Origin of the sequence: Vibrio sp. J502 (assembly GCF_025397955.1) — a bacterium.
GTDB classification, from domain to species: Bacteria; Pseudomonadota; Gammaproteobacteria; order Enterobacterales; family Vibrionaceae; genus Vibrio; species Vibrio anguillarum.
This window is the reverse complement of sequence record NZ_CP104555.1, coordinates 1032480-1053964: the sequence shown is the minus strand read 5'-3', so window position 1 is coordinate 1053964 and position 21485 is coordinate 1032480. Positions and strand designations below refer to the sequence as shown.

The 21485-nt window shown below is 44.2% G+C and carries 18 protein-coding genes; 12 read left to right on the top strand and 6 right to left on the bottom strand.

The features are described 5' to 3' along the window. Positions 1-48 precede the first annotated feature (48 nt). From N5E84_RS20715 to yddG, 4 genes are all read left to right on the top strand, one after another. Complete coding sequence (locus N5E84_RS20715) at positions 49-1029, top strand: Gfo/Idh/MocA family protein (RefSeq protein ID WP_069212189.1); 981 nt, start codon at positions 49-51, stop codon at positions 1027-1029. A gap of 30 nt (positions 1030-1059) precedes the next feature. Next, positions 1060-1458 carry an OsmC family protein gene (locus N5E84_RS20710; protein WP_029388322.1) on the top strand — a complete coding sequence of 133 codons (399 nt, stop codon included), beginning with the start codon at positions 1060-1062 and terminating at the stop codon, positions 1456-1458. A gap of 171 nt (positions 1459-1629) precedes the next feature. Then, positions 1630-2229 (top strand): sugar O-acetyltransferase, encoded by a 600-nt coding sequence (locus tag N5E84_RS20705; protein ID WP_026027405.1) that lies wholly within the window; start codon positions 1630-1632, stop codon positions 2227-2229. Next, complete coding sequence (gene yddG, locus N5E84_RS20700; RefSeq protein WP_019282679.1) at positions 2226-3140, top strand: aromatic amino acid DMT transporter YddG; 915 nt, start codon at positions 2226-2228, stop codon at positions 3138-3140. Before N5E84_RS20705 ends, yddG begins: the two co-directional genes overlap by 4 nt. A gap of 77 nt (positions 3141-3217) precedes the next feature. On the opposite strand, the gene N5E84_RS20695 is transcribed toward yddG, so the two are convergent. Further along, a complete protein-coding gene (locus tag N5E84_RS20695; protein WP_019282678.1) occupies positions 3218-4114 on the bottom strand; it encodes a cation diffusion facilitator family transporter in 897 nt (298 codons plus the stop codon). Between the two features lie 239 nt (positions 4115-4353). Next, positions 4354-5232, bottom strand: a complete 879-nt coding sequence (locus N5E84_RS20690; RefSeq protein ID WP_010319645.1) for a LysR family transcriptional regulator — start codon at positions 5230-5232, stop codon at positions 4354-4356. A 213-nt stretch (positions 5233-5445) separates the two neighbouring features. On the opposite strand from N5E84_RS20690, the gene N5E84_RS20685 reads away from it, so the two are divergent. Further along, positions 5446-6027 (top strand): class I SAM-dependent DNA methyltransferase, encoded by a 582-nt coding sequence (locus tag N5E84_RS20685; RefSeq protein ID WP_049785471.1) that lies wholly within the window; start codon positions 5446-5448, stop codon positions 6025-6027. Positions 6028-6323: 296 nt separating this feature from the next. Here N5E84_RS20685 and N5E84_RS20680 read toward each other — a convergent pair whose 3' ends face one another. Continuing rightward, positions 6324-7238 carry a LysR family transcriptional regulator gene (locus N5E84_RS20680; protein WP_029388321.1) on the bottom strand — a complete coding sequence of 305 codons (915 nt, stop codon included), beginning with the start codon at positions 7236-7238 and terminating at the stop codon, positions 6324-6326. A gap of 153 nt (positions 7239-7391) precedes the next feature. Then, positions 7392-9365: an acetoacetate--CoA ligase gene (locus tag N5E84_RS20675; protein WP_069212191.1), complete on the bottom strand. Its 1974-nt coding sequence runs from the start codon at positions 9363-9365 to the stop codon at positions 7392-7394. Between the two features lie 262 nt (positions 9366-9627). Between N5E84_RS20675 and phhA the strand changes: the two genes are divergently transcribed. The 3 genes from phhA (at position 9628) to N5E84_RS20660 (ending at position 13381) form a co-directional block, all read left to right on the top strand. Continuing rightward, on the top strand, positions 9628-10419 hold the full coding sequence (gene phhA, locus N5E84_RS20670) for a phenylalanine 4-monooxygenase (protein ID WP_019282676.1): 792 nt from the start codon (positions 9628-9630) through the stop codon (positions 10417-10419). After that, positions 10412-10744 (top strand): 4a-hydroxytetrahydrobiopterin dehydratase, encoded by a 333-nt coding sequence (locus tag N5E84_RS20665; protein ID WP_019282675.1) that lies wholly within the window; start codon positions 10412-10414, stop codon positions 10742-10744. The genes phhA and N5E84_RS20665 overlap by 8 nt, the downstream gene beginning before the upstream one ends. Before the next feature lie 312 nt (positions 10745-11056). Next, positions 11057-13381, top strand: a complete 2325-nt coding sequence (locus N5E84_RS20660; RefSeq protein ID WP_019282673.1) for a methyl-accepting chemotaxis protein — start codon at positions 11057-11059, stop codon at positions 13379-13381. 76 nt (positions 13382-13457) lie between these two features. Here the strand turns inward: N5E84_RS20660 and N5E84_RS20655 are convergent, their stop codons facing one another. Further along, positions 13458-14852, bottom strand: coding sequence for an MATE family efflux transporter (locus N5E84_RS20655; protein WP_019282672.1), 1395 nt, complete (start codon positions 14850-14852; stop codon positions 13458-13460). Between the two features lie 94 nt (positions 14853-14946). On the opposite strand from N5E84_RS20655, the gene N5E84_RS20650 reads away from it, so the two are divergent. The 3 genes from N5E84_RS20650 (at position 14947) to N5E84_RS20640 (ending at position 18397) form a co-directional block, all read left to right on the top strand. Continuing rightward, positions 14947-15789, top strand: coding sequence for an AraC family transcriptional regulator (locus N5E84_RS20650; protein ID WP_029388320.1), 843 nt, complete (start codon positions 14947-14949; stop codon positions 15787-15789). 236 nt (positions 15790-16025) lie between these two features. After that, positions 16026-17573 carry a DUF3369 domain-containing protein gene (locus tag N5E84_RS20645; RefSeq protein WP_017048193.1) on the top strand — a complete coding sequence of 516 codons (1548 nt, stop codon included), beginning with the start codon at positions 16026-16028 and terminating at the stop codon, positions 17571-17573. A gap of 50 nt (positions 17574-17623) precedes the next feature. Then, complete coding sequence (locus tag N5E84_RS20640) at positions 17624-18397, top strand: transporter substrate-binding domain-containing protein (RefSeq protein WP_017045093.1); 774 nt, start codon at positions 17624-17626, stop codon at positions 18395-18397. Between the two features lie 22 nt (positions 18398-18419). Here N5E84_RS20640 and N5E84_RS20635 read toward each other — a convergent pair whose 3' ends face one another. Then, positions 18420-20390 (bottom strand): ATP-binding protein, encoded by a 1971-nt coding sequence (locus N5E84_RS20635; RefSeq protein WP_214650784.1) that lies wholly within the window; start codon positions 20388-20390, stop codon positions 18420-18422. 112 nt (positions 20391-20502) lie between these two features. On the opposite strand from N5E84_RS20635, the gene N5E84_RS20630 reads away from it, so the two are divergent. Then, positions 20503-21471: an ABC transporter substrate-binding protein gene (locus N5E84_RS20630; protein WP_019282669.1), complete on the top strand. Its 969-nt coding sequence runs from the start codon at positions 20503-20505 to the stop codon at positions 21469-21471. The last annotated feature ends 14 nt before the right edge of the window (positions 21472-21485 follow it).

The following is a 21485-nucleotide window of genomic DNA, read 5'->3' as shown; positions in this document are numbered from 1 at the left end:
TGCGGAGTAACTCCAGATAATAGGTGAAAATAATGAAAGGATGTGATGATGATTCGCTTAGCCGTTATTGGAACCAACTGGATTACTGACCAGTTTATTGAAGGGGCATTGGATACTGGGAAATTTCAGCTCGTAGCGGTTTATTCCCGTTCGCTGGACAGGGCGAAACAATTTGCCGAAAAATACGATGCTCCTGCTTTGTTTACTGACCTTAAGAGCCTAGGTGAGAGTGACAATGTGGATGCCGTGTACATCGCCAGCCCGAATGTACTGCATGGTCCACAGTCGATTCAAATGATGCAAGCGGGCAAACATGTTATCTGTGAGAAGCCGCTGGCTTCTGATTTCTCATTAGCACAGCAGATGTATCAAGTTGCCAAACAGCATGGCGTAGTATTATTTGAGGCCTTTATAACCCCACATTTGCCCAATTTTTCCGTTCTCAAACAAGAGCTATCGCAGATTGGCGCTATCCGTAAAGCGGTGCTCAGCTACTGCCAGTATTCCTCTCGTTACCCTAAATATCTCAAAGGTGAGATGCCCAATACCTTTTTGCCCGAGTTCTCTAATGGTTCGATCATGGATATTGGTTATTACTGTTTGGGCTCAGCCATTGAACTGTTTGGTGAGCCTAAATCGGTACAAGCCCAAGCGCATTTACTGGAGACGGGGGTTGATGGTAACGGCAGTGTGATCTTAGGATATGACGGTTTTGATGTGCTATTAATGCATTCAAAAACCAGTGACTCCTATTTGCCGAGCGAAATTCAAGGTGAAGAGGCCGCACTGCACGTTGAGATGATTTCTACCTGCAACCGCATTACGAGAATTAACCGTAGTGGTCAAACCCAAGATCTGAGTATTGAGCAACACGCCAACCGCATGTTTTACGAAGCACAAAAATTTGCAGATCAGATACAGAACAAGACAATAGATGAGCAATGCAAATTACGCTCACTCACCGTTTCCAAATTATTGACAGAAATACGTCGCCAAACGGGCGTGATTTTTCCAACCGATAACCTGTAGTTTCATCGCACAGAGAAGAGAGCAAAAATAATGCAAGCTGAAGTAAAGTGGGTCGAAAATTTCAAGTTCTTGGGCCAATCCCAATCTGGTCATTCGGTGGTGATGGATGGCAATGGTGGTGCAACCGCGCCTAGCCCGATGGAGATGGTTCTGATGGCTGCGGGAGGTTGTAGCTCTGTGGATGTGGTTGATGGCTTAAAATCGGCTAATCAACAGGTCACTGCATGTAACGCCAAATTGACGGCTGAGCGCCGTGAAACTGCGCCGCGGATTTTTACGCTAGTCAATATCCATTTCGACGTATCAGGCGTTGATCTTGACCCTAATGTCGTTGAAAAAGTGACGACCGATTCATTAGAAAAGTACTGTTCTGTCTGCTTAATGTTAGGCAAAGGTGGCACAATGACTCACAGTTGGGCGATTGTTTAAGCCATTCAATCAATAAGACTAGGAAAAAGCAATATGCTCTGATCTTGCCTTTTCCTGTGCGTTACAGGTTGGTTGAAATTAAAGAGGAAAGTGAAACAGTGAGCTTTTCTCTTTTTTCTTTTGTTTATCCAAGTAGTCTAAATACACTAGATGCATAAGGAGGAACGGCTCATGACCGAAATGGAAAAAATGATGAATGGTATGGTGTTTGACGGTGCAGACCCAGAAATGGAAGCCATTCGTAGCAAAGCAGGACATTTACTGTTGCAGATCAACCAATGCGCCGATGCTACAGCCCGCCATCAATTGCAAACTCAGCTATATCGTCAAATTGGTCAACAAAGTGTGGTGCAGCCTCCTTTCTATTGTGAATTCGGTGAAACAATTTCCATTGGTGATGAAACCTTTATCAACATGAATGTCACTATGCTTGATGGCGCTAAAATCACGATTGGTAATCATGTTTTGATTGGCCCTAACACCCAGTTTTATACGCCAGCGCATGCTTTGGATTATCGCAGCCGCCGCTTGTGGGAAACATTTTGTAAGCCGATTACGGTTGAAGATGACGTATGGATTGGTGGCAACGTTGTGATTAATCAAGGAGTCACGATTGGTGCGCGTTCGGTTGTCGCGGCAAATTCAGTGGTCAATCAGGATGTGCCAGCTGATAGCCTAGTCGGGGGCACACCAGCGAGAGTGCTCCGTTCATTAAAAGAAATGAATGGAACATCTGACCTGCATAGTGCAGTTAAGGAAGGGCATCATTGAAGCAGCATAAACATACACTATTTGGTGTTGCGGCTATCTTGCTGTGGAGCTGTCTAATGGGGCTAATCAGAACGGTCACCGAGCAATTTAGCCCAATTGGTAGGGCGGCACTGATTTACACTGTGAGCTCAGTATTTCTGATGCTTGTCATGGGCGTGCCTAAATTCAAACACTTTTCTCTGCGTTATGTTCTGATCGGTGGCGCGCTTTTTGTGAGCTACGAAATCTGCTTAGCATTAGCGTTAGGTATGGCCAATGATCGCCATCAAGCGCTCGAGATGGCGGTGATTAACTATTTGTGGCCAGCCTTGACGGTGTTGTTTGCGGTATTTCTCAGCCGTAAACCCGTCCATATTCTTGTGTATCCAAGCGTTGCGCTCGCATTTGTCGGGGTTGCTTGGACCATTACTGGTGATAGTGGGTTTTCGGTGATGCAAATATCAGCCAATATTGCGACTAATCCCTTAACCTATAGCATGGCGTTTGGCGGGGCGATTATTTGGGCTGTTTATTGCAATATCACCAAACAGTTAGCCAATGGACAAAATGCCATTATCCTGTTCTTTATGGCTACTGCTATCGCCCTCTGGATTAAGTATTTTCTTAGCAGCGAAAGCACTTTAGTGTTTACCGTTCCAGCAACCTTGAATTTAGCGTTAACGGGTGTGGTGATGGGCAGCGGTTATGCACTTTGGAATGTGGCAATCTTGCGTGGCAACATGGTTCTATTGGCGACTCTTTCTTATTTCACACCAGTGATTTCAACCTTGCTTTCATCGCTAATCTTAGGTGTAGCGCTTGGGCTAAGCTTTTGGCAAGGTGTGATTATGGTGACGATGGGTTCTTTAATTTGTTGGTGGGCGACCAGAGAACGTCAATCGACGGTGCAAGAGAAAATGCCAATAGCCTGACATCGCAACAGCTTTATTATGTATAAAAAAAAGCCCTCTCGGGAACGAGAGGGCTTTTTCCGTTTAATTGAGACTGATTAGCGAGCCACGTTCATGGTTAATTGCAGTACGAATGGCAGCTTTGATAAACGCTTATGTAGCGAGCGACGAGTACTTTCGATATCTTCGAGTGCAATCATTTCATTCTCATCAGGGCGAATATCGACATTGACCCACAGCTCATGACCGACTTTAGTCACCGCAGTCAACTCGATATCTTGCTCTGATTCTTCACCTACGGCAATGACACCTTGATCCACGGTTTTACAAATCTCTTTGCTTGGTGACATCATCAACAATTCACGCGTTGCCGATTTAAGCATGTCATAAGGCACTTTGATAAAGTAAAACGACATTAATAGCATCATGATTGGGTCTGCATAGACGGCATATTTTGCCCAAGGAGACAAGGTCATCAACCAAGCGGCAATGAAACCGACCGTTACCGCGACGCTTAATAGCGTGTCCATTTGCCACTGTTTTACTTCAGCGTCAATCAAACCAGAAGAGTAACGTTTACTCTTGTTGACTATGAACCACCACGCAATCGCACAACCAATCACGTTCACTGTGCCAAAAACAGTGGCGATAGAAGCATCCACTTCTCGACCACCGCTAAACAATGCCATGACAGCCGAGTACAACGAATAACTCACGACTAACAAAATAACGCTGGCTTTGATAGCAATAACCGCAGGTTCTAGCACCGCGCGTCCAAAGGGAAAAGTCGAGTCAGAAGGTTTACGAATGTAGCGTGACGCCACCAGCGACAATAATGTTAACAGCAAACTAACCAGTGAATACACACCGTCAAACACGATAACCAGTGAACCGACAAGCATACCAACCACAAGTCCGCCACCAGCAAAGCCAGAAGCTAAAAGGGCCGAAATCGTCAAAATGCGATTTTCATTATTTCTTGTTCGAGCACACATAAAAGACTACCTGTTGAAAACATGCTGTTATTTTGGCTTAAAGCACGGTTTTGACAATCTCTAAGTGCATTGGTCGTTGGCTTGAATATTGGGGGTTAAGTTTATTTTTAATTAAAACAACTAGTTATGCCGTTATTTTCCTGTCAGGATAATTGACGCTGACTGTCTTCGCTTTAGATTGTTTGAAATGTGGGCATCTTAAAAACCAAACAACGAAAATTAAAAATCAAACAAGAAAATTAAAAATCAAACAAATAGTCACGCAACTTATCGGCTAACCAGTTCATGCCAGGGTGTTCGGCCATGCCAGTGGCCGTAAACATGCAGTAATCTTCTTGAGTGAGACCGTAGGTGTGCTTAATCACCGTTAGCTTTTGTTCACGTAGGAAGTGGCGAATTAAAGGTTCTGGCAATACGCCCCATGCATTCTCAGTCAAAATGGTATTGAGCATGTAATCGAAACTGGAAAAGCCAATGTAGCGACGAGAGAAAGGTTGTAATTCGGGGTTATCTTTTTCGTTTAAATAGACCATCACGGCTTGCATTGCTCTGCGCAGTTCTTCGTCGGTGACTCGCGAAATTTTAGTTAGCGGGTGGTCACTTTTGCACACCGACATCATCCGGATTTTACCCAAAGGTTGATAAGTGATCCGTGGGTCGTTGATTCTTTCGTAATCGACGCCAAAAGCAAAATCGACTTGATGAGTGGCAATCAAGTTGGCTAAGTCGCCGCTTGAAGCCAATACAAGGTTGAACGAGGTCGCGGGAAAACGGTTATTCAGCTGGTGTGCAAAATCTTGCCACAAGGCATCAGGAAGAGAATCATCACGGGCAATCCACATCTCGGCGTTGAAGCCCCGTGATATTTGCGTACAGGTATGCTTTATTCGCGCAATGGTCACCAAAACACTTTCACAATCTTTATAAATTGCTTTCCCCGCTTCAGATAAAGTCAGGTTGTTGCCAGTGCGCACAAAAAGAGCGGTATCGAGCTCTTTCTCCAACGCTTTAATCGCCATACTGAGTTTGGTTCGGTTACATTCTAATTGTCGCGCCGCTTCGGAGACTGAGCCAGTGTCCGCGACAGAGAAAAATGCTTCAATTTGAGAAAGGTTCATAACGTTCTCTAAGGCACAATAATGGGATGATCATAAACAATTTTAGTACCACTGCCTATCTGATGTTCTTCTACCAACTGACGGTTTTCTCGCCAATCAAAGCCAGTTCATCATTTCTTAGTCAAGATTGAGCTGTAACTCTATGAACGTAAAACAGTTTTGGTTTATTCTTGGGAAAATTTCCCCAATACAAGAAGTAACACGGAGGCCATGATGGCGAACGAATGGGATGAGTGTGCGGCTCAGTGGGAGCAGGACGAATCCACAACGCTTTTTGCTCAAAATGTGTTTCAGCAATTACAGAAACGGGTCACTCTCGAAGGTAAACATGTTCTTGATTTCGGGTGTGGTACGGGCTTGCTGAGCCAAATGATGTCTCGCCATGCCAGAGATATTGTCGCGCTCGATGGCTCTGAGGCCATGATTGAAGAGTTGGATAAAAAAGAGTTGGTCAACGTTGAACCCGTGGTGGATTTTCTGACCCGTGGTCTAGTCGCGCAACATCCGGCCTTTCGCAAACAATTCGATCTTGTTGTGGCGTCATCTGTGTGCGCGTTTGTGCCGAATCTTAATGAAGTATTTACCATCATTCATTCTCTATTAGATGAGCATGGCGTTTTTATTCATTGGGACTGGTTGGTTGAAGAAGATGATCCTGACTATGGTCTTAGCCAAAACCAAATTGAGACACAACTGAAAAGCGCAGGTTTTAGCCAAGTGGAAACCGCAGTTGCGTTTGAGATTAAAAATTCAAAAGGTCTAGCGCCAGTAGTGATGGGCATTGGTAGGAAATAACATCATAAAATCGATGGTTTTCCAGATTGAGAATGGCTTATTTACATTATTTCACTGTTCCATAATGACCAACTTGCGTAAGCTCTAGCTTGTTGATAAGTGTCATGATAGTCACTCCCTAGAAGACTATAAGGCGTTGATCACGAATAATTCTGTTTGTTGACTGATAACTCATGGCTAGGGTTAAGCAAAAATAAAAGCACATCAGAAGATAAATAAAGAAGGCCAGCGCAAAATAGTGCTGGCCTTCTTTATTTTAAGCATTGAGCTAAATTTTCAATGTTGATTCACAAACATCAGTGTGGTTTTTTGAGCTGATCACACAACCATTTCAAAGCTTGGTCGTTCATACTGGCCTTATTCCACACTAAGCTGTAAGCCACTTTCCCATAATTGAAAGGTAACGGTTTGATGAGCAACTCCCTAGCTTGCATCGCTTGTTCCGCCCAGCGTTTGGAGCAAGTAAAGAGTGAGTCGGTATGTTTGCATAAGATGGCGGCCGCACCAAAGTCAGCAACAACAACCGGAACATGACGAGCTCGATGAGATTGAGCTAAATTCTGTTCAAAAAAAGGTTCAGCCAGCTCTTTGTCCATGATGCCGATATGCGATTGAGCAAGGTAGTGATCGATAGTGAGTTCTTCATTGGCTAAAGTATGATCACTACGCATTAAGCAGACCATTTCATCGTGAGCAATCACTTCCCACACGAGCTCTTTATCTCGCGTTGGGGGCTGGCTGATATCGTGTGGTAAAATGACGAAATCAATCAGCCCGCTTTGCAGGGCGTCGAAGCCATAGTGATCTTTCGAGTAGATAGTAAAGGAAGCTTGCGGTGCATGATTTTTTATTACGTTTGTCAAAATAGGAGCAAACAACTCAAAGGCACTTTCTCGCATCGCAAGGCGGTATTTCCCCTGATAATGTTGAGGTTCGAAATTTGAGTGATGCAGCAATCCATTCATGCTAGAGAGGATTGAATGGACAGTGGGGCCCATTTGTAGCGCGAAAGGGGTAGGTATCAAATGTGTACCGTCACGATAAAATAGTTCATCTTCCAAGAGAATGCGCAATTGCGACAAGTTTTTACTGATGCTTGAAGGGCTAATGCAGAGCTGGGCTGCTGTCTGCGTGACGCTGCGGGTACTGAGCATGACGTGTAGCGCTGTTAAGTGTTTTAAACTGATTCTTGAAAGGTGAATATAATCCATAAATAAAGGCGGTTCCTCCAAACTTTTTCAAAAGCATATCACTGACATACTGACAAATTACACGAAAAGATGCGGGTTATTTGACAAGCTGCCGAAATATTTACCGCTATGCGCCTACATCAACTTCCATCGCCTTTATTTCAATAATAATGTTTATGCAAACAGCGCGTGGATTTCTTCTAATACATGAGGATTAGCAATTGCACCTAAGTTTTTGACTGTCTCGCCATGCAGTACTTGCTTCACCGCGAGTTCTACCAGTTTTCCGGATTTGGTACGTGGCACATCACTGATGGAATGGATCTGCGCAGGAACATGACGAGGAGAGCAGTTTTCTCTTAGGCGCTGTTTGATGGTGTTCACCAGTAGGGTGTTGAGTTCGCACTGTGGGACCAGTTGTACAAAAAGGATGATCTGCTCATCATTATCGATTTTCTGACCCACTGCGACCGAATCTTGTATTTCAGGCAAGCTATTCACTTGCTGATAAATTTCCGACGTGCCGATACGCACGCCTCCAGGGTTTAAGGTGGTGTCACTGCGCCCGTAAAAACGTATTCCCCCATTGTCGGTCCACTCAACTTCATCACCGTGGTGCCATACACCAGAGAACTTGCTCCAATATGCATCGTGATAACGTTGGCCATTGTCATGCCAAAACCCGATGGGTTGATTAGGGAAACTGTTGCGGCAGACTAACTCTCCCCGTTGTTGTATCACGGGTTGACCAAGGTCGTTAAATACGGCAACATCAAGTCCCAAGCCTGCGCCTTGGCATTCTCCTCGATATACCGGCGATATGGGGTTGCCAAGCACGAAGCAGCCACAAATATCGGTTCCACCCGAGATAGAGGCGAGGTGTAAGTCCGCTTTTATGTTGGCGTATACATAATCAAACTGTTTTGGGTACAAAACCGAACCTGTTGAACACAATGTTTTCAGTGAGGAGAGAGGGTAGTAATCGCTCGGTGAATACGCGGTTTTTTGCAGTGCCTCTAAATATTTGGCCGATGTACCGAACAAAGTGATGTTGGCTTCTTCTGCCAAATCCCACAATACTCCCGGTTGCGGATACATTGGGCTACCATCATAAATGACCAACGTAGCACCGCTAGCGAGCGCCGAAACATGCCAGTTCCACATCATCCACCCACAAGTGGTGTAATAAAACACACGATCGCCCGGTTGAATATCACAGTGTAATTGATGTTCTTTGAGATGATTTAAAATCGTACCGCCAACCGAATGGGCGATGCATTTGGGTTTACCTGTCGTACCTGATGAGTACAAGATAAACAGTGGGTCATTGAAGCTAACGCGTTCATAGCGTAGCCCACGTGGAAGGTAACTTGCGAGAATCGCATTCCAATCAGAAAAAGCGTCGTTAAAATCAGCCGTGAGTGAGCGTTGCTGTAAATATTCGATCTGACAAATGTTGTGTAGGCTCGAAATAGCATCGGCAATCTGACCGTTTTTTTCTTCCATGAGGTGGGTTTTGCCATTAAAAGTATACCCATTGCAGCAGAATAAAATTTTGGGTTGTACTTGGCCGAAACGTTCTACTACGCTGTCGACTCCGAAATCAGGAGAGGTTGATGTCCAAACGGCTCCTAAGCTAGTAGTCGCTAACATAGCCACTAAAGTTTCGGTCATATAGGGTAAGTAACCGGCGACAACATCACCTTTTTCAACTCCATTTTGTTTTAACCACTGCTGGATAATAGAAACCTGATCACTGAGTTGCTGCCATGTTAGCTTCTTGCTTTGCCCATTTTCATTTTTAAACCAAACGGCAATGCCTTCTGGTTGTTGAAACGCATAAGAGAGCAGATTTTCCGCGTAGTTCAATTGTGCTTGGGGAAACCAAATTGTGTCTCTGGCGGCGGTGAAGTCGTCCCATCTCGCAATCCCCTCACCGTAAATGCAGTTACCACGAAAGCCGATCACATCGCAAAATTGCCACACTTCTAACCAAAATTGTTTTCTCTCGGCAACGGACCAGAGATGCAGTTGTGAGTAGCTTTCTATCGCCTCACCTTGCATATTAATGTGCTCAATAAACTGGTTTAAATTGGACGCTTTGATGCGGTCTTGGCTAGGGACCCAAAGCGGTGTGTGCGGCGTCAAATTTTCTTCAAACATAATCGCGTTCCCTACAAGTGGGTATATATCCGTTTATTTTCTGATCTGTTGGCACTGTTTAGTGTTGTCGGCGAATGCCGTAAAGTCAAACGGGTTGGCCATAATCATATCCCTGATATCTAAGTAAAAAAACCATAAATGTAAAATATTTGTTACGCGTGAGAGTAGTCAGATGTCGAGCCTAAGATTGGCAGACTTTTCACGAGGCGATAGGCTTAATGTAATCGATTTGTTAAAAGGTTGTGGTATGACGCAGTATCATTCTAAGCCATTAAATAGCAAAGGTTTCATTGACTGGAGTAACGAAGAGGATCGGATTTGGCATGATCTGATCGCGCGTCAAGAGACCGTCATTGAGCAGCGAGCATGCCAAGCCTATTTGGATGGGTTAGCGATGCTGCAACTCTCTAAAGATCAGGTTCCGCAGTTGCCCGATATCAACCGTATTTTGCAACGTGAAACCGGATGGCAAGTTGAGCCAGTGCCCGCTTTAATCAATTTTGATCGATTTTTCGCCTTGTTGGCAGAGAAAAAATTTCCAGTTGCCACGTTTTTGCGTAGCCGTGAAGAGTTTGACTATTTGCAAGAACCGGATTTTTTTCATGAGATTTTTGGTCATTGCGCGATGCTTACTCATCCTGATTTTGCATCATTTACTCAGGTTTACGGCAAGCTTGGGGCTAACGCGAGCCCAAAACAGAGAGCTTATTTGGCGCGGCTCTATTGGTTTACTGTCGAATTTGGTTTAGTGCAAGAAAGTGACGGTGTAAAAATCTATGGCGGAGGTATTTTATCCTCCCCCGCTGAAACCGTGTATAGCCTTGATAATCAAACGGCCATACGTAAAAAATTTGACATCCAACAAGTGCTGAGAACGCCATATCGTATTGATATCATGCAACCCATTTATTATGTGTTGGATGATCTACGAGAACTGTACCATTTGAGCCAAGAAAATCTTGTACAGCAGGTAGAAAGCGCCATGCAGGCAGGCTTGTTGGCCCCCTTATTTCAACCCAAGGAAGAGACCCATGCTTGAAGAATTACGTTGTGAAGCTTGTAGCCTTGATGCGCTAGCATTATCGATCCCCGAGCAGCAGCAACTACTCACTGAACTTGAGGGGTGGTTTATTGCTGTACGTGATGGCATCCCCCAGTTGGAAAAAGTGTATGTGTTCAAAAACTTCAAGTTGGCATGGGCATTTTCTAACCAAGTTGCTCAATTATCTGAAGCGGAATTCCACCACCCCAGTTTGTTATTGGAGTGGGGTAAAGTGACCGTGACTTGGTGGAGCCATTCCATCAAAGGACTGCACAAAAACGATTTTATCTGCGCCGCAAAATGCGATGGGTTAATCGATTAAACTTATTACTATCAATATGTTAGGTTTATCTCGACCTGATGGTTATTTTCCCTTCGTTGTGTACTTGAAGCTGCAGCAGTGCTGGCTACGTTTGCTCACCCCAAGCATGGAGTTTATTTGTGTTCATGGCGATGAGCTCACTTGCAGCCTACCTGCAACTTCAAGTCGTTTGGATGTATCAGGTCGTTTTTCTACGCAAAAGCCAAACCGTGACCTACACTTTGAAAAGCTCATAATACAAATTTCATATAAACCCAGTGGCTGGGGGCGACGATGGCTTTACAAAAAGTTGTTCATTTCTATGCGTAGGGTTTGACTATGAAAATATCAACGAAAATCATTGCGGCATGTACTATCTTGTGTTCAGTTGGCGTGGTAATCAGTGGTGGTTTTGTTGGGTGGCGAGCATCAGAGCTCTCAAGCCAAGCACTTTATGACCGAGCCGCAAATCAACTTACCTCCGTACGCGAAATCAAAAAGAGTGAAATAACTAACTATTTCAAACAGATCCGTCTGCAAATTGAGACCTTGTCTTCCGAGGTATCGACTCAAGAAGCAATGGATTCTTTTACTCGTTCGTTCTCTCGTTATCCTGCCCACCGTATAACGCCCCAAGATATGGATGCGCTAGAACGGTATTATCGTGATCAGTTTGGTCGTACTTACCGTCAGGAAAACAGTGGCAGTCAGCCAAATGAACTTGGTGCGTTTGCACAGCTTTCAGAGCAGGGAAAAGCACTGCAGGCTCGCTACATCGGCGTAAACCCTAACGAGCTTGGATCCAAACATCACTTGGATTTTGATTCATTGGGCAGCAGCTATGATGAAGCTCACCGGCGTTATCACGCCTCATTTAGGCGATTTCTAGAAGCGTTTGGCTATTACGATATTTTCCTTGTCGATTTGTCAGGCAACGTGGTTTATACCGTGTTTAAAGAACTGGATTTTGCGACCAATTTATCAACTGGCGCATATCAAAATTCGGGGCTAGGCCATGCATTTGCTAAGGCAAAAAACTTGCAAGAGGGGCAATCCTACCTCGAAGATTTTGCACCTTATTATCCTTCCTATGAGGCAGCGGCTTCGTTTATTTCGGCCCCAATTTTCAAAGAACAGCAGCGGGTAGGCACGCTGATCTTTCAGATGCCGATCGATGTGATCAACAACATCATGACATTTGGCGGTAGCTGGGCTGATGCGGGGCTCGGTAAAAGTGGAGAAACTTACCTTGTGGGGCAAGATGGTTTATTGCGCAGTCAATCACGGTTTTTATTAGAAGATCCTGAGCAATACTTTCAAACTTTAACTGATATTGGTGTTGAGCCTGCCACCATTGAGCAAATCAAAACCAAGGGTTCGGCCATTGGACGTCAACGCATCAAGACCGACGCGGTACGACAGGCATTGGCGGGTGGACAAGGCCTAGAAACCATCAAAGACTATCGTAATGTTGAAGTACTTTCGGCTTACGCACCTCTGGATGTTTTAGGACAAAAATGGGCTATATTAACTGAAATCGATCAATCTGAGGCGTTGCAAGATGTCTCGACTTTAGAGCGTTCAGTACTGCAAACTGTGTTGATTAGCATTGCTGTTCTTGTGGTGCTCTCACTCTTTATTTCTTACATCGTGGGAAGTGGTATATCCAAACCTATCCGCAGTGCGTCGTTAGAGCTGCATCGGATTAATCAGGAGAATGATTTAACCGCGCGTTTAAGTGAAAAGGGTAAAGATGAAATGGCGGAAGTTGCGGTTGCCTTTAACCAGCTATTTAGCAGCTTACAGAAAACCATTGAGCAGTTTGCGCGGGCGACGGAGTCACTCAACGGCAGCACTCATCGTATGTCTTCCAATATGGAGAGCACGCGAGGCGCTGTTGCCGAGCAGAGTATGAGAACAGAATCGCTCGCGGCGGCGGTAAATCAAATGAGTGCTTCAATTGGTGAGGTAGCGCAGTTTGCTAGTCGAGCTGCCGATTATGTGAAATCAGCTAATGATACAGGGTCACAAAGTGTCGACGTCGGGGAAGCGTTGGGAAATGAAATCAGCTTGTTGAGCGATGAGATGAGGATGGCGGTGGAAGCTATTGAGCGGCTCCATAGTGAAAGTAATTCTATTGCTGAAGTGCTTGATGTTATCCAAGGTATCGCCGAGCAGACCAACTTACTGGCTCTTAATGCGGCGATTGAAGCAGCGCGTGCTGGCGAGCAGGGGCGTGGTTTTGCGGTCGTTGCCGATGAAGTGCGATCATTAGCAGGGCGCACGCAGACTTCTACTGAAGAGATCCGTAAAAAAATCGATTCGCTACAACATGAAATAAACAGTGTGTCGCAAGGAATTGAAAAGGCCAATAAAACCGTGGTGAAAGGGGTTGAAACCTGCCATTTGAATACGGATATGCTTGCTCAAATCATGTCGATGTTAACCGAATTGAATGACATGAATGTGCAAATTGCTGCCGCGACAGAAGAACAAAAATCAGTAACGGATGAAATCAGCAGTAGCATTACTTCGATTGCCGATGCTTCACTGTCGGTTTCTGGACAAGTGAATGATGTTGATGGAGTGCTTACCGACCTTTCTGGGCAAGCAGAGACACTAAATAGTGAGATTGCTCAGTTCAAATATAAGGCGTAACGCTAAGACATTTCCTACTTAATCAGCAACTGTGTTGGTTACGTTCGCTCCAAGCATAGAGTTATACTCAGTTTAACTATGCTTGGAGCGTTGAAGGCTCTGTCTCGTTGACCAAGTTATTGATCCAACGTTTGGAATGGATCCGTTGTGTTGTAAGGATAATTTTGACGGCCTCTTCAAGCATAATAACCATCATAACCCAATGCAAAGGCCAGCCAAGAACCAACCCTGTGTAATAAGCCAACGGAATGCCAATCGCCCATTGGCCAAATAAGTCAATGAAGATACTGTAGTTAATATCGCCACCACTTTTTAACACGCCACCGATACCGACCATATTAAATACCCGTAGTACCATCCCCCACGCCATTACTAAGCAAACATTCACGGCCATTTGTGTATCATGCAGTGGACTTTTTTCGATCAAAGCGTAAATCCAAGGTTCAGCCAAAAAGCAGAACAATGCCAGCAGCAACGCCAGCCCGCAGCTAGTAAGTACATACCACCAAGAAGTCTGCGCGGCACGTTCGTAACGCTGTGCACCAATTTCATGTCCAAGCAAGATAGAGGCGGCCACGGCAAATCCAAGAAAGGCGGAAATGAGCACACTTTCAATGGGGGAAAGCAGTGAGATAATCGCAAGTTCAGAAACGCCCAACTGGCCGACAATAACGTTGTAAATCAAAATGCCAGCCGCCCATGCTGAATCGTGAATAATCATTGGCCTTGCGACTTTAAAATAGCGCTGTCTATGGTGTTTCATTTTTGCTTGCTGCCAGTTTTCGCGATTGGGCAATAGATGAGCGTAATGTCGCTTTACTTGCCAAAAAAGCAGCATGGTTTGGCAGCCGCGTGAGATGCTTGTGCCAATCGCTGCACCCACAACCCCCAATTCTGGAAAGCCGAACAGGCCAAAGATGAGTAAAGCGTTTAAGACTGCGTTAATAATGATGGCGAGAATGCTTACTTGAGTTGGCAACTTTGCCACGCCGACAGAACGTAGTGCGCTCTCTAGTGGCACTACTAATGCGGTACAAAATAAGCTAAGTGCTGTGATCCATAAATAATCCGTGGCTAGTGTGACGTATTGAGCATCATTGGCCACTAAAGAAACAACAGACTGAGGTATCCACAAATAGAGCAGCATAAAGGGGAGTGTAAACAGCAGAGCCACTACCCAAGACTGAGCCAATGTCCGTTTTATGCCCTCGATGTTACCTGCACCAAAATATTGCGAAGCTAACACGCTTACTGCACCGCTAGCGCCAACAATAACGATGAGATTAAAGAAAAATATTCGGTTGCCAACACCAACGGCCGCCGTAGCGGATTCACCTAATTGGCTGACCATAAAAATATCCACTACACCTAACAGTGAAAACAGCATTGACTGGAGGGATACCGGTACGCCAATATCGATCAATTTGCGCCAAAATTGACGGTCTAGCTGATGAAAGGGAGTCATAAACATGCTGCATTACCTCATTTTGATATGCGGCAAGTGTAAATCGAATCGTAATTTTTGTATTCTCTCAATACCTCTATAACTTTTGCCAAACTCTCATATGTCAGACAAGCAAGAACGGTATTCCATCTCAGATAAAACACATCAAGAATTTATTGACCAAAGTCGCGTCTTAGCATTGGAGCAAAGCGGCATTGTGCAATGCGGAATTGCAACCTGCCGCGAAATGTTTTCTGTTTATCGGAAAAATCAGAGCGTGCATATGCTGTTATACACGGTGAAGGGAAAAGGTTGGCTAACGAGTGGAACTGACCGTTACTTACTGGAACCGAGCTCATTAATTGTGGTACCAGCGGGTGTCGAAAATGGTTTTGGAATTGAAGAAGAAGAGTGGCAAGTGGTGTGGATCTTTCTTGCACCACAGCGTCATTGGAAAAACACCGTAAAAGAAGAAATACATTACACATTAACGCCTATCGCTGCGGTCATGTATGCGAGTATTCAAGCGCTACTGCGAACCTTAATATTGCCTGCTGAGCTTGGTGAGCAGGTCGGGCAACGCATTGTTGAACAGATAGAAATCATGCTCCGAGCACCGATTGAACTACCGCTCTCGCGTACTTCGTTGCGTTTAAATCGCGTCTTTCAGCGAGTCCAGAGCCAGCTGCATAAAGATTGGACAATAGAAAATCTCGCCGCATTATTTCCTTGCTCGCAAGCTCATTTACATCGTTTATGTCAGCAGCACTTTGGCCACAGTCCTAAAGCCCACTTAACGCGAATGCGTATGGAGTACGCCGCTCGTTTGCTTGTTTCTACCGACTGGTCAATCCAACATGTCGGTGACATTGTCGGCTATCCTAACCCAGCAAACTTTAGTACTCGTTTTAAGGTATGGAGCCATTGCACACCACGAGAATTTCGTAAAAAACGAAATGATTAATTCCACGGCATTGGTAAATGGCACTCTTCATTCATAAACTTTTTATCTACTAAACGCGATGAAATTATTGCACCTCGAGCACGGCTTATGAAGGTGATTGAAATATCAATATCATTGAGTATATGGCTTGTAAAAATCAATTTATTCATCACATTAATTAGATTCTAACCACCAACAAAACGGTTATGTGCTAAACCTATAAGAGTAGGAATATTGTCAATATAGAGAGATAAGCGATGGATCTGTTTGCGGATTTTCGACAAGAGGCTCAACCAAAGAGCCAGGAGAGTCATGAACTTAGTGTTGAAAATAAACCATGGCGAGTACTGCTAGTCGATGATGATGAGCAGATGCACCAGATCACTCGTTTAGCGCTAAGAGGGTTTTCATTTCAAGGACGGCCACTAGAGCTACTGTCTGCTATGTCTGGTCTTGAAGCCAGAGAAGTGCTGAATACTCAGCCCGATATAGCTTTAGCGCTCGTTGATGTAGTTATGGAGACGGAACACGCGGGGTTAGATTTAGTTAGGCATATCCGTGAAGAGTGTAAGAATAGAATCATTCGTTTGGTATTACGTACCGGGCAAGCAGGGCAAGCCCCCGAAGATACGGTCATCCAAGAGTATGAAATTGATGACTATAAAGAGAAAACAGAACTTACCACACAAAAACTCAGAACCCTGCTCTATTCGATGTTGCGATCTTATCGGGATCTTTGTTTGATAGAAGAGCAAAAAGAGGGGCTTAAACGCGTGATTGAAGCCTCAGCGAAGGTACAAAATACCACAACCTTACAAACCTATGCTGAATCGGTACTGAGCCAGCTCACTTCTTTACTTAAACTCCATGCATCGGCATTTTATTGTATCGTTCAGCCTAAATCTGAAGGCGAAGGTTCGTGTGCTTTAACGTTGGCGGCTATTGGAGGATTTGTCGATTTTTATTCTGACTGTGATTTTTCGCGCTTACCTTCGGAAGTGGCTAAGCGCTGCCAGCTTGCACTGCAAAGCAAAATGTCTCATAGCTACGATGATGCCTCTGTACTTTATATGACAGACAGCCGTGGCGTAGAGAATCTACTCTATATCAATTTACTTGAGCGCTTATCTGAAAATGACGAACGTTTGCTTGAAATCTATATGTATAACATAGGGTTAACTTTTGAAAACTTAAATTTACAGCTTGATTTACGCGAAACATCGAGGGAGCTTGTTTATAACTTAGCCAATGCCGTCGAAGCCAGAAGCAAAGAAACAGGAGCTCACGTACAGCGGGTTTCTCTGATCTGTGAAAAATTAGCCACATTAATGACCCTACCTGAGCAGGATATTTATATGATTAAAAATGCGTCACCCCTGCACGATGTAGGTAAAGTGGCGATCCCTGACAGTATTCTTCATAAACCAGGGAAATTGGACGCTCAAGAATGGGCGATCATGCAAAAACACGTGGAATACGGTGTTGATATCTTAAGTCGTTCAAAACGCAGTTTAATTATCAAAGCGAAAGAGATTGCCGGTTCTCACCATGAAAAATGGGATGGAAGCGGTTACCCAAACCAATTAGCCGGTGAAGGCATTCCTATCAGTGGCAGAATCACAGCATTAGCTGATGTGTTTGATGCTCTTGGTTCTAAACGCAGTTATAAAGATGCTTGGCCGGAAGAGACAATCAAACAAGAAATTGTCGCGCAAAAAGGAAAACATTTTGATCCGATGTTGGTCGATCTGATGCTGGCACATTGGGATGATTTCATTACTATTCGTGAACAGTTTCCAGACTAGAATCTTTTTTGGAACCGAAAAATAGATCCGTTTTCAGGGAGTCGGGCAGAGTGAAAAGCAACCAATTAAAGACGATTGTTGGCTTGTGTACGTCTAGCTTAGCCATCGTTCAGATTCCTTTTGTGCAAGCACAAATTGATCCTTCAAATCCCAAACTTAATGAACCTAAACAAATGGTCGCACACCTTGGTGAACTCCCTGGACTGATTAATGCGGATGGTTCGGGGCCATTTGTCGAATTAGTGAGGTACATGGATAAGGTCGACCCTGATACAGAGATCCATATTGAAGTTTTCCCTTTGCATCGAGCTGTACATGGGGTCGTTAATAAGCAAGCTGACTTTGCCTTACCCGCGATTTATGTTGATGATCCTGAAGGAAAGTTACCATTTCGTTTTAGTACGAAGTCGTTCGGTTTAGTGGCACATGTTCTTTATACAAATAAAGCCAATCGAATCACGTCAGAACAGCTTTGGAGCCAGCCTGATAAATACTACGTTGAGGCCGTTCCTAGCTATATACCTTTTGAAGTTGCGCGCTCAAATAGCATCAATGCTTCACTACTTAAAGTAGCCGCTGGACGTATTGATGGATTTGTCTGGGCACAAGAAGAAGCGGATATTGCGCTGAAAAGTTTAGGTTTAGAGAATGTTTCACGCCAACACTTTGCCGATTTCAAGGATGTATTTGTCATTGCTCACGGCTCTAAAGGCGATGAGGTTGATCAATACTTAACGCGAATACTCTCTCAACTAGAGGAAAGTGGAGAGTTGAAAATACTCTATGATGCTATTCACCGTCCTTACGATGATTGGCAACCTTGACCCTCTTACTTTCTATCTATTATTACTTTCTGTCTATTATTACTGCATCATTTATTGCAGCATCATCATTAACAAGTTCAAGAGCCTTAGGGAGAGTAAAAACGTAATGAACACCTTGGCCAACATTAGAACTAAAATCTAGTTTTCCTTGTAATTTTTGAGTTGCTAGATTAAAGACAAGATTCAAGCCAAGCCCTGATCCGCCACGGCCTCTTTTGCTGGTAAAAAAGGGTTCAAAGATTTTATGGTGCAGTTTTGGTTCGACGCCACAGCCATTATCTTTATATTCTAAGAGGATATTCTCTCTTTCCTGTTTGAACGCAATGGTTATGATGGGGTTTTGCTCATCACTAAAAGCGTGGTTGACGCTATTCATCACTAGATTAGAGACTATTTGAGTCAATACTCCAGGTAAGCTGTTCATGGTTAGTCCTCCATCGCCCTCAAGTACGGGGGTAACAGGGATTTTCCTAGTCTCGGGATGAAGACTGGCGATAAGCGCGCTTAATACTTGGTGGATTGAGAATTGACTACGACTCTCAGATACCTGATCGACCGCTGTTTGTTTAAAGTCTCGGATCAGTTTGGCAGCACGATTTAAGTTGCTTTCAAGCATCGTATTGGTTTCATTCATTCTCTGCATCAATTCAGAAAACTGCTGACTTGTGAGCGTTTGGTTGGCGAAGGCGGTATTTAGCTCTTGTGTGACCTCAATGATCACCGAACTTGCGGTCACCGCGATACCCAATGGCGTGTTGACTTCATGCGCCACCCCTGCAACTAAACCACCTAAAGCCGCTAATTTCTCAGATTCAATCAACTGTGTTTGCGTGGCTTTTAGTTGCTCAATACTGTTTTCCAGATCGCAGGTTCGCTTGGCGACTTGGCGCTCTAAGTTTTGGTTGAGTTTTTGTAGTTCAAGCTGCGCCAGTTTTAGCTCGGTAATATTAATGGCTGTGCCCCGTAACCCGAGAAACATATCCTTCTCATATCGTGCTACTGCTTGAAACATCAAATAGTGCTTACAATCATTGATGATAATTGTCTCTTCACACATTGAAAACGAGCAGTGTTTAGTAATGGATTGGAGTAATTTTTTCATATCTCGCAGTGAGTCAATCTCTGAAAGCAGTGGCTTGCTATTTTCACTGATCTCTAAAGCTTGACGCATGGGTTCGGAAGTGTAAATCAACCTGTCAGTACTATCTGTCTCCCATAACCAGTCGGATGAGACGTCCGTAAAATCGGCTAATCGTTCTTGTTCAAGTTTTATATTACTGTACAACGTAGTTACATTTCCGGTAATTTTATTGGTCTCATCGGCCAGCCAAGTGAGTTCATCGTTATGCCCCATAATCCATTTCTTATGAGGAAGTTTTAGTGGTTTTGGTGGATGGCGAGGGTTGTATTTGCGTAAGTATTGAGCAATAGCAAAGACACGTCGATTTACACTCTCATGGAAAATCATCAAAATAGCGTAACAAATAAAGGCAGTCTTAACCGCGTTCACGACCAATATCAGTAGAAACTGCTTGATTAAGTAGTTGTAGATTTCTTGGGCATTAGACTCAACGTAGATCTCGCCAATCTGCTCTTTGGCTTCCGTTTTTGGGTTGATATAAAGCATGGGATAACGGTGTGCGACTAATTGCTCCGTCACTTTTTCTCCGGCACTGAATTGATAACCGCCAGACGTGATTTCCAAATAATCAATTTTAGGCAAGTTTACTAAGCCATCTAAGCGCTGTTGAAGTGCAACGAGATCATAATTCCATAAAGAAGTGGCAAGCAGTTCGGCATGAACGAATTCTATTTCGTGATGACGCTGAGCCACATCATCGAACTCTCTGTCATAGTCGAAATACGTTTGTGCTAACGTTGTCATCAAGGTGACAGCACCACTCAAAATGACAAGGAAAAAAATGATCCTGCGACCAATGCGACTCGATAGTGGGTTATCTATGCTTTCATTAAATGTTCGGCTTTTGTTCATCCTGCTTCTCATTTTTTTGAGTGATAATTTGAGTATAGATGTCACATGGGAAGTGTGAATAACATCTTATTGACTACACTATAAAAAATAGCCGAATCATTGGAGGCAGTTCATGCGTTGGATATGGATATTGTGTGTGATAAGTGCGCCCGTGATGGCGGGAAAAGTACTCTTAATAGAGAGCTACGAGCAAGGTTATGAATGGGACGCTAGCTATGTATCCGCCCTTAAGCAGTCGTTAACGCCTGCGCATGAACTGCATACCTTTGAGATGGACACCAAACGTGTACCAGCGAGCCGTTATTCACAAATCGCCGAACAAGCCTTTAGCCGATATCAGCAACTGAAACCACAGGTAGTGGTTTTAGGAGACGACAATGCATTGGTTCATATGTTGCCGAAACTCTACAACGAGCCAATCTCAATCGTGTTTCTGGGTATTAATTCAAACCCACGAAAATTCATGGCTCAATACCAAGGGCAAGCCAAAGTGACCGGTGTTTTAGAGCGCCCCCTCTATGTGAAAACCATGGGAGAAATTGGCCGGATGCTCGATAAAGATAAACGTAAAGTATTGGTGTTATTTGATTCGGGTAGTACGGCGAGTATTGCGTTGGAATTTATGCAAACCCAAGCGAGTATGATTGAAAAGAATTTAGGCATTGCGACAGAGATAGCTTCAGTGGCGACAGAGAAAGAATGGCAGACAAGAATAAGCACAGCTAAAGAGCAAGGATTTGGCGCCATAGTCGTGGGGCTTTACCAAACCTTGGTCGATGAGAGCGAAAATAATGTGCCAGCGGATACTGTATTAACGTGGACAAACCAACATACAGAGGTTCCTTTATTTGGTTTTTGGGATTTTTCGATCGGTGCGGGCAAAGCGGCTGGGGGTGTTGTGTTAGCGGGTCGTGATCAAGGCGAAATGGCGGGCAAAACGGTGTTACGCATTTTAAATAATAATGAAGACGCAAGCCGCATTCCTATCCAAATCGGCCAACAAGGGCGTGCTATTTACCATCAGGGAGAAATGTCCCGTTGGGGGTTAAGCGTGCCGGAAGGATGGATGAAGATTGACTGACTTTGATGGGACTG

Coding starts and splice junctions, on each gene's coding strand:
- N5E84_RS20715 (WP_069212189.1), top strand. CDS start 49: ATGATTCGCTTAGCCGTTATTGGAACCAACTGGATTACTGACCAGTTT.
- N5E84_RS20710 (WP_029388322.1), top strand. CDS start 1,060: ATGCAAGCTGAAGTAAAGTGGGTCGAAAATTTCAAGTTCTTGGGCCAA.
- N5E84_RS20705 (WP_026027405.1), top strand. CDS start 1,630: ATGACCGAAATGGAAAAAATGATGAATGGTATGGTGTTTGACGGTGCA.
- N5E84_RS20695 (WP_019282678.1), bottom strand. CDS start 4,114: ATGTGTGCTCGAACAAGAAATAATGAAAATCGCATTTTGACGATTTCG.
- N5E84_RS20690 (WP_010319645.1), bottom strand. CDS start 5,232: ATGAACCTTTCTCAAATTGAAGCATTTTTCTCTGTCGCGGACACTGGC.
- N5E84_RS20685 (WP_049785471.1), top strand. CDS start 5,446: ATGGCGAACGAATGGGATGAGTGTGCGGCTCAGTGGGAGCAGGACGAA.
- N5E84_RS20680 (WP_029388321.1), bottom strand. CDS start 7,238: ATGGATTATATTCACCTTTCAAGAATCAGTTTAAAACACTTAACAGCG.
- phhA (WP_019282676.1), top strand. CDS start 9,628: ATGACGCAGTATCATTCTAAGCCATTAAATAGCAAAGGTTTCATTGAC.
- N5E84_RS20665 (WP_019282675.1), top strand. CDS start 10,412: ATGCTTGAAGAATTACGTTGTGAAGCTTGTAGCCTTGATGCGCTAGCA.
- N5E84_RS20655 (WP_019282672.1), bottom strand. CDS start 14,852: ATGTTTATGACTCCCTTTCATCAGCTAGACCGTCAATTTTGGCGCAAA.
- N5E84_RS20650 (WP_029388320.1), top strand. CDS start 14,947: ATGTCAGACAAGCAAGAACGGTATTCCATCTCAGATAAAACACATCAA.
- N5E84_RS20645 (WP_017048193.1), top strand. CDS start 16,026: ATGGATCTGTTTGCGGATTTTCGACAAGAGGCTCAACCAAAGAGCCAG.
- N5E84_RS20635 (WP_214650784.1), bottom strand. CDS start 20,390: ATGAACAAAAGCCGAACATTTAATGAAAGCATAGATAACCCACTATCG.
- N5E84_RS20630 (WP_019282669.1), top strand. CDS start 20,503: ATGCGTTGGATATGGATATTGTGTGTGATAAGTGCGCCCGTGATGGCG.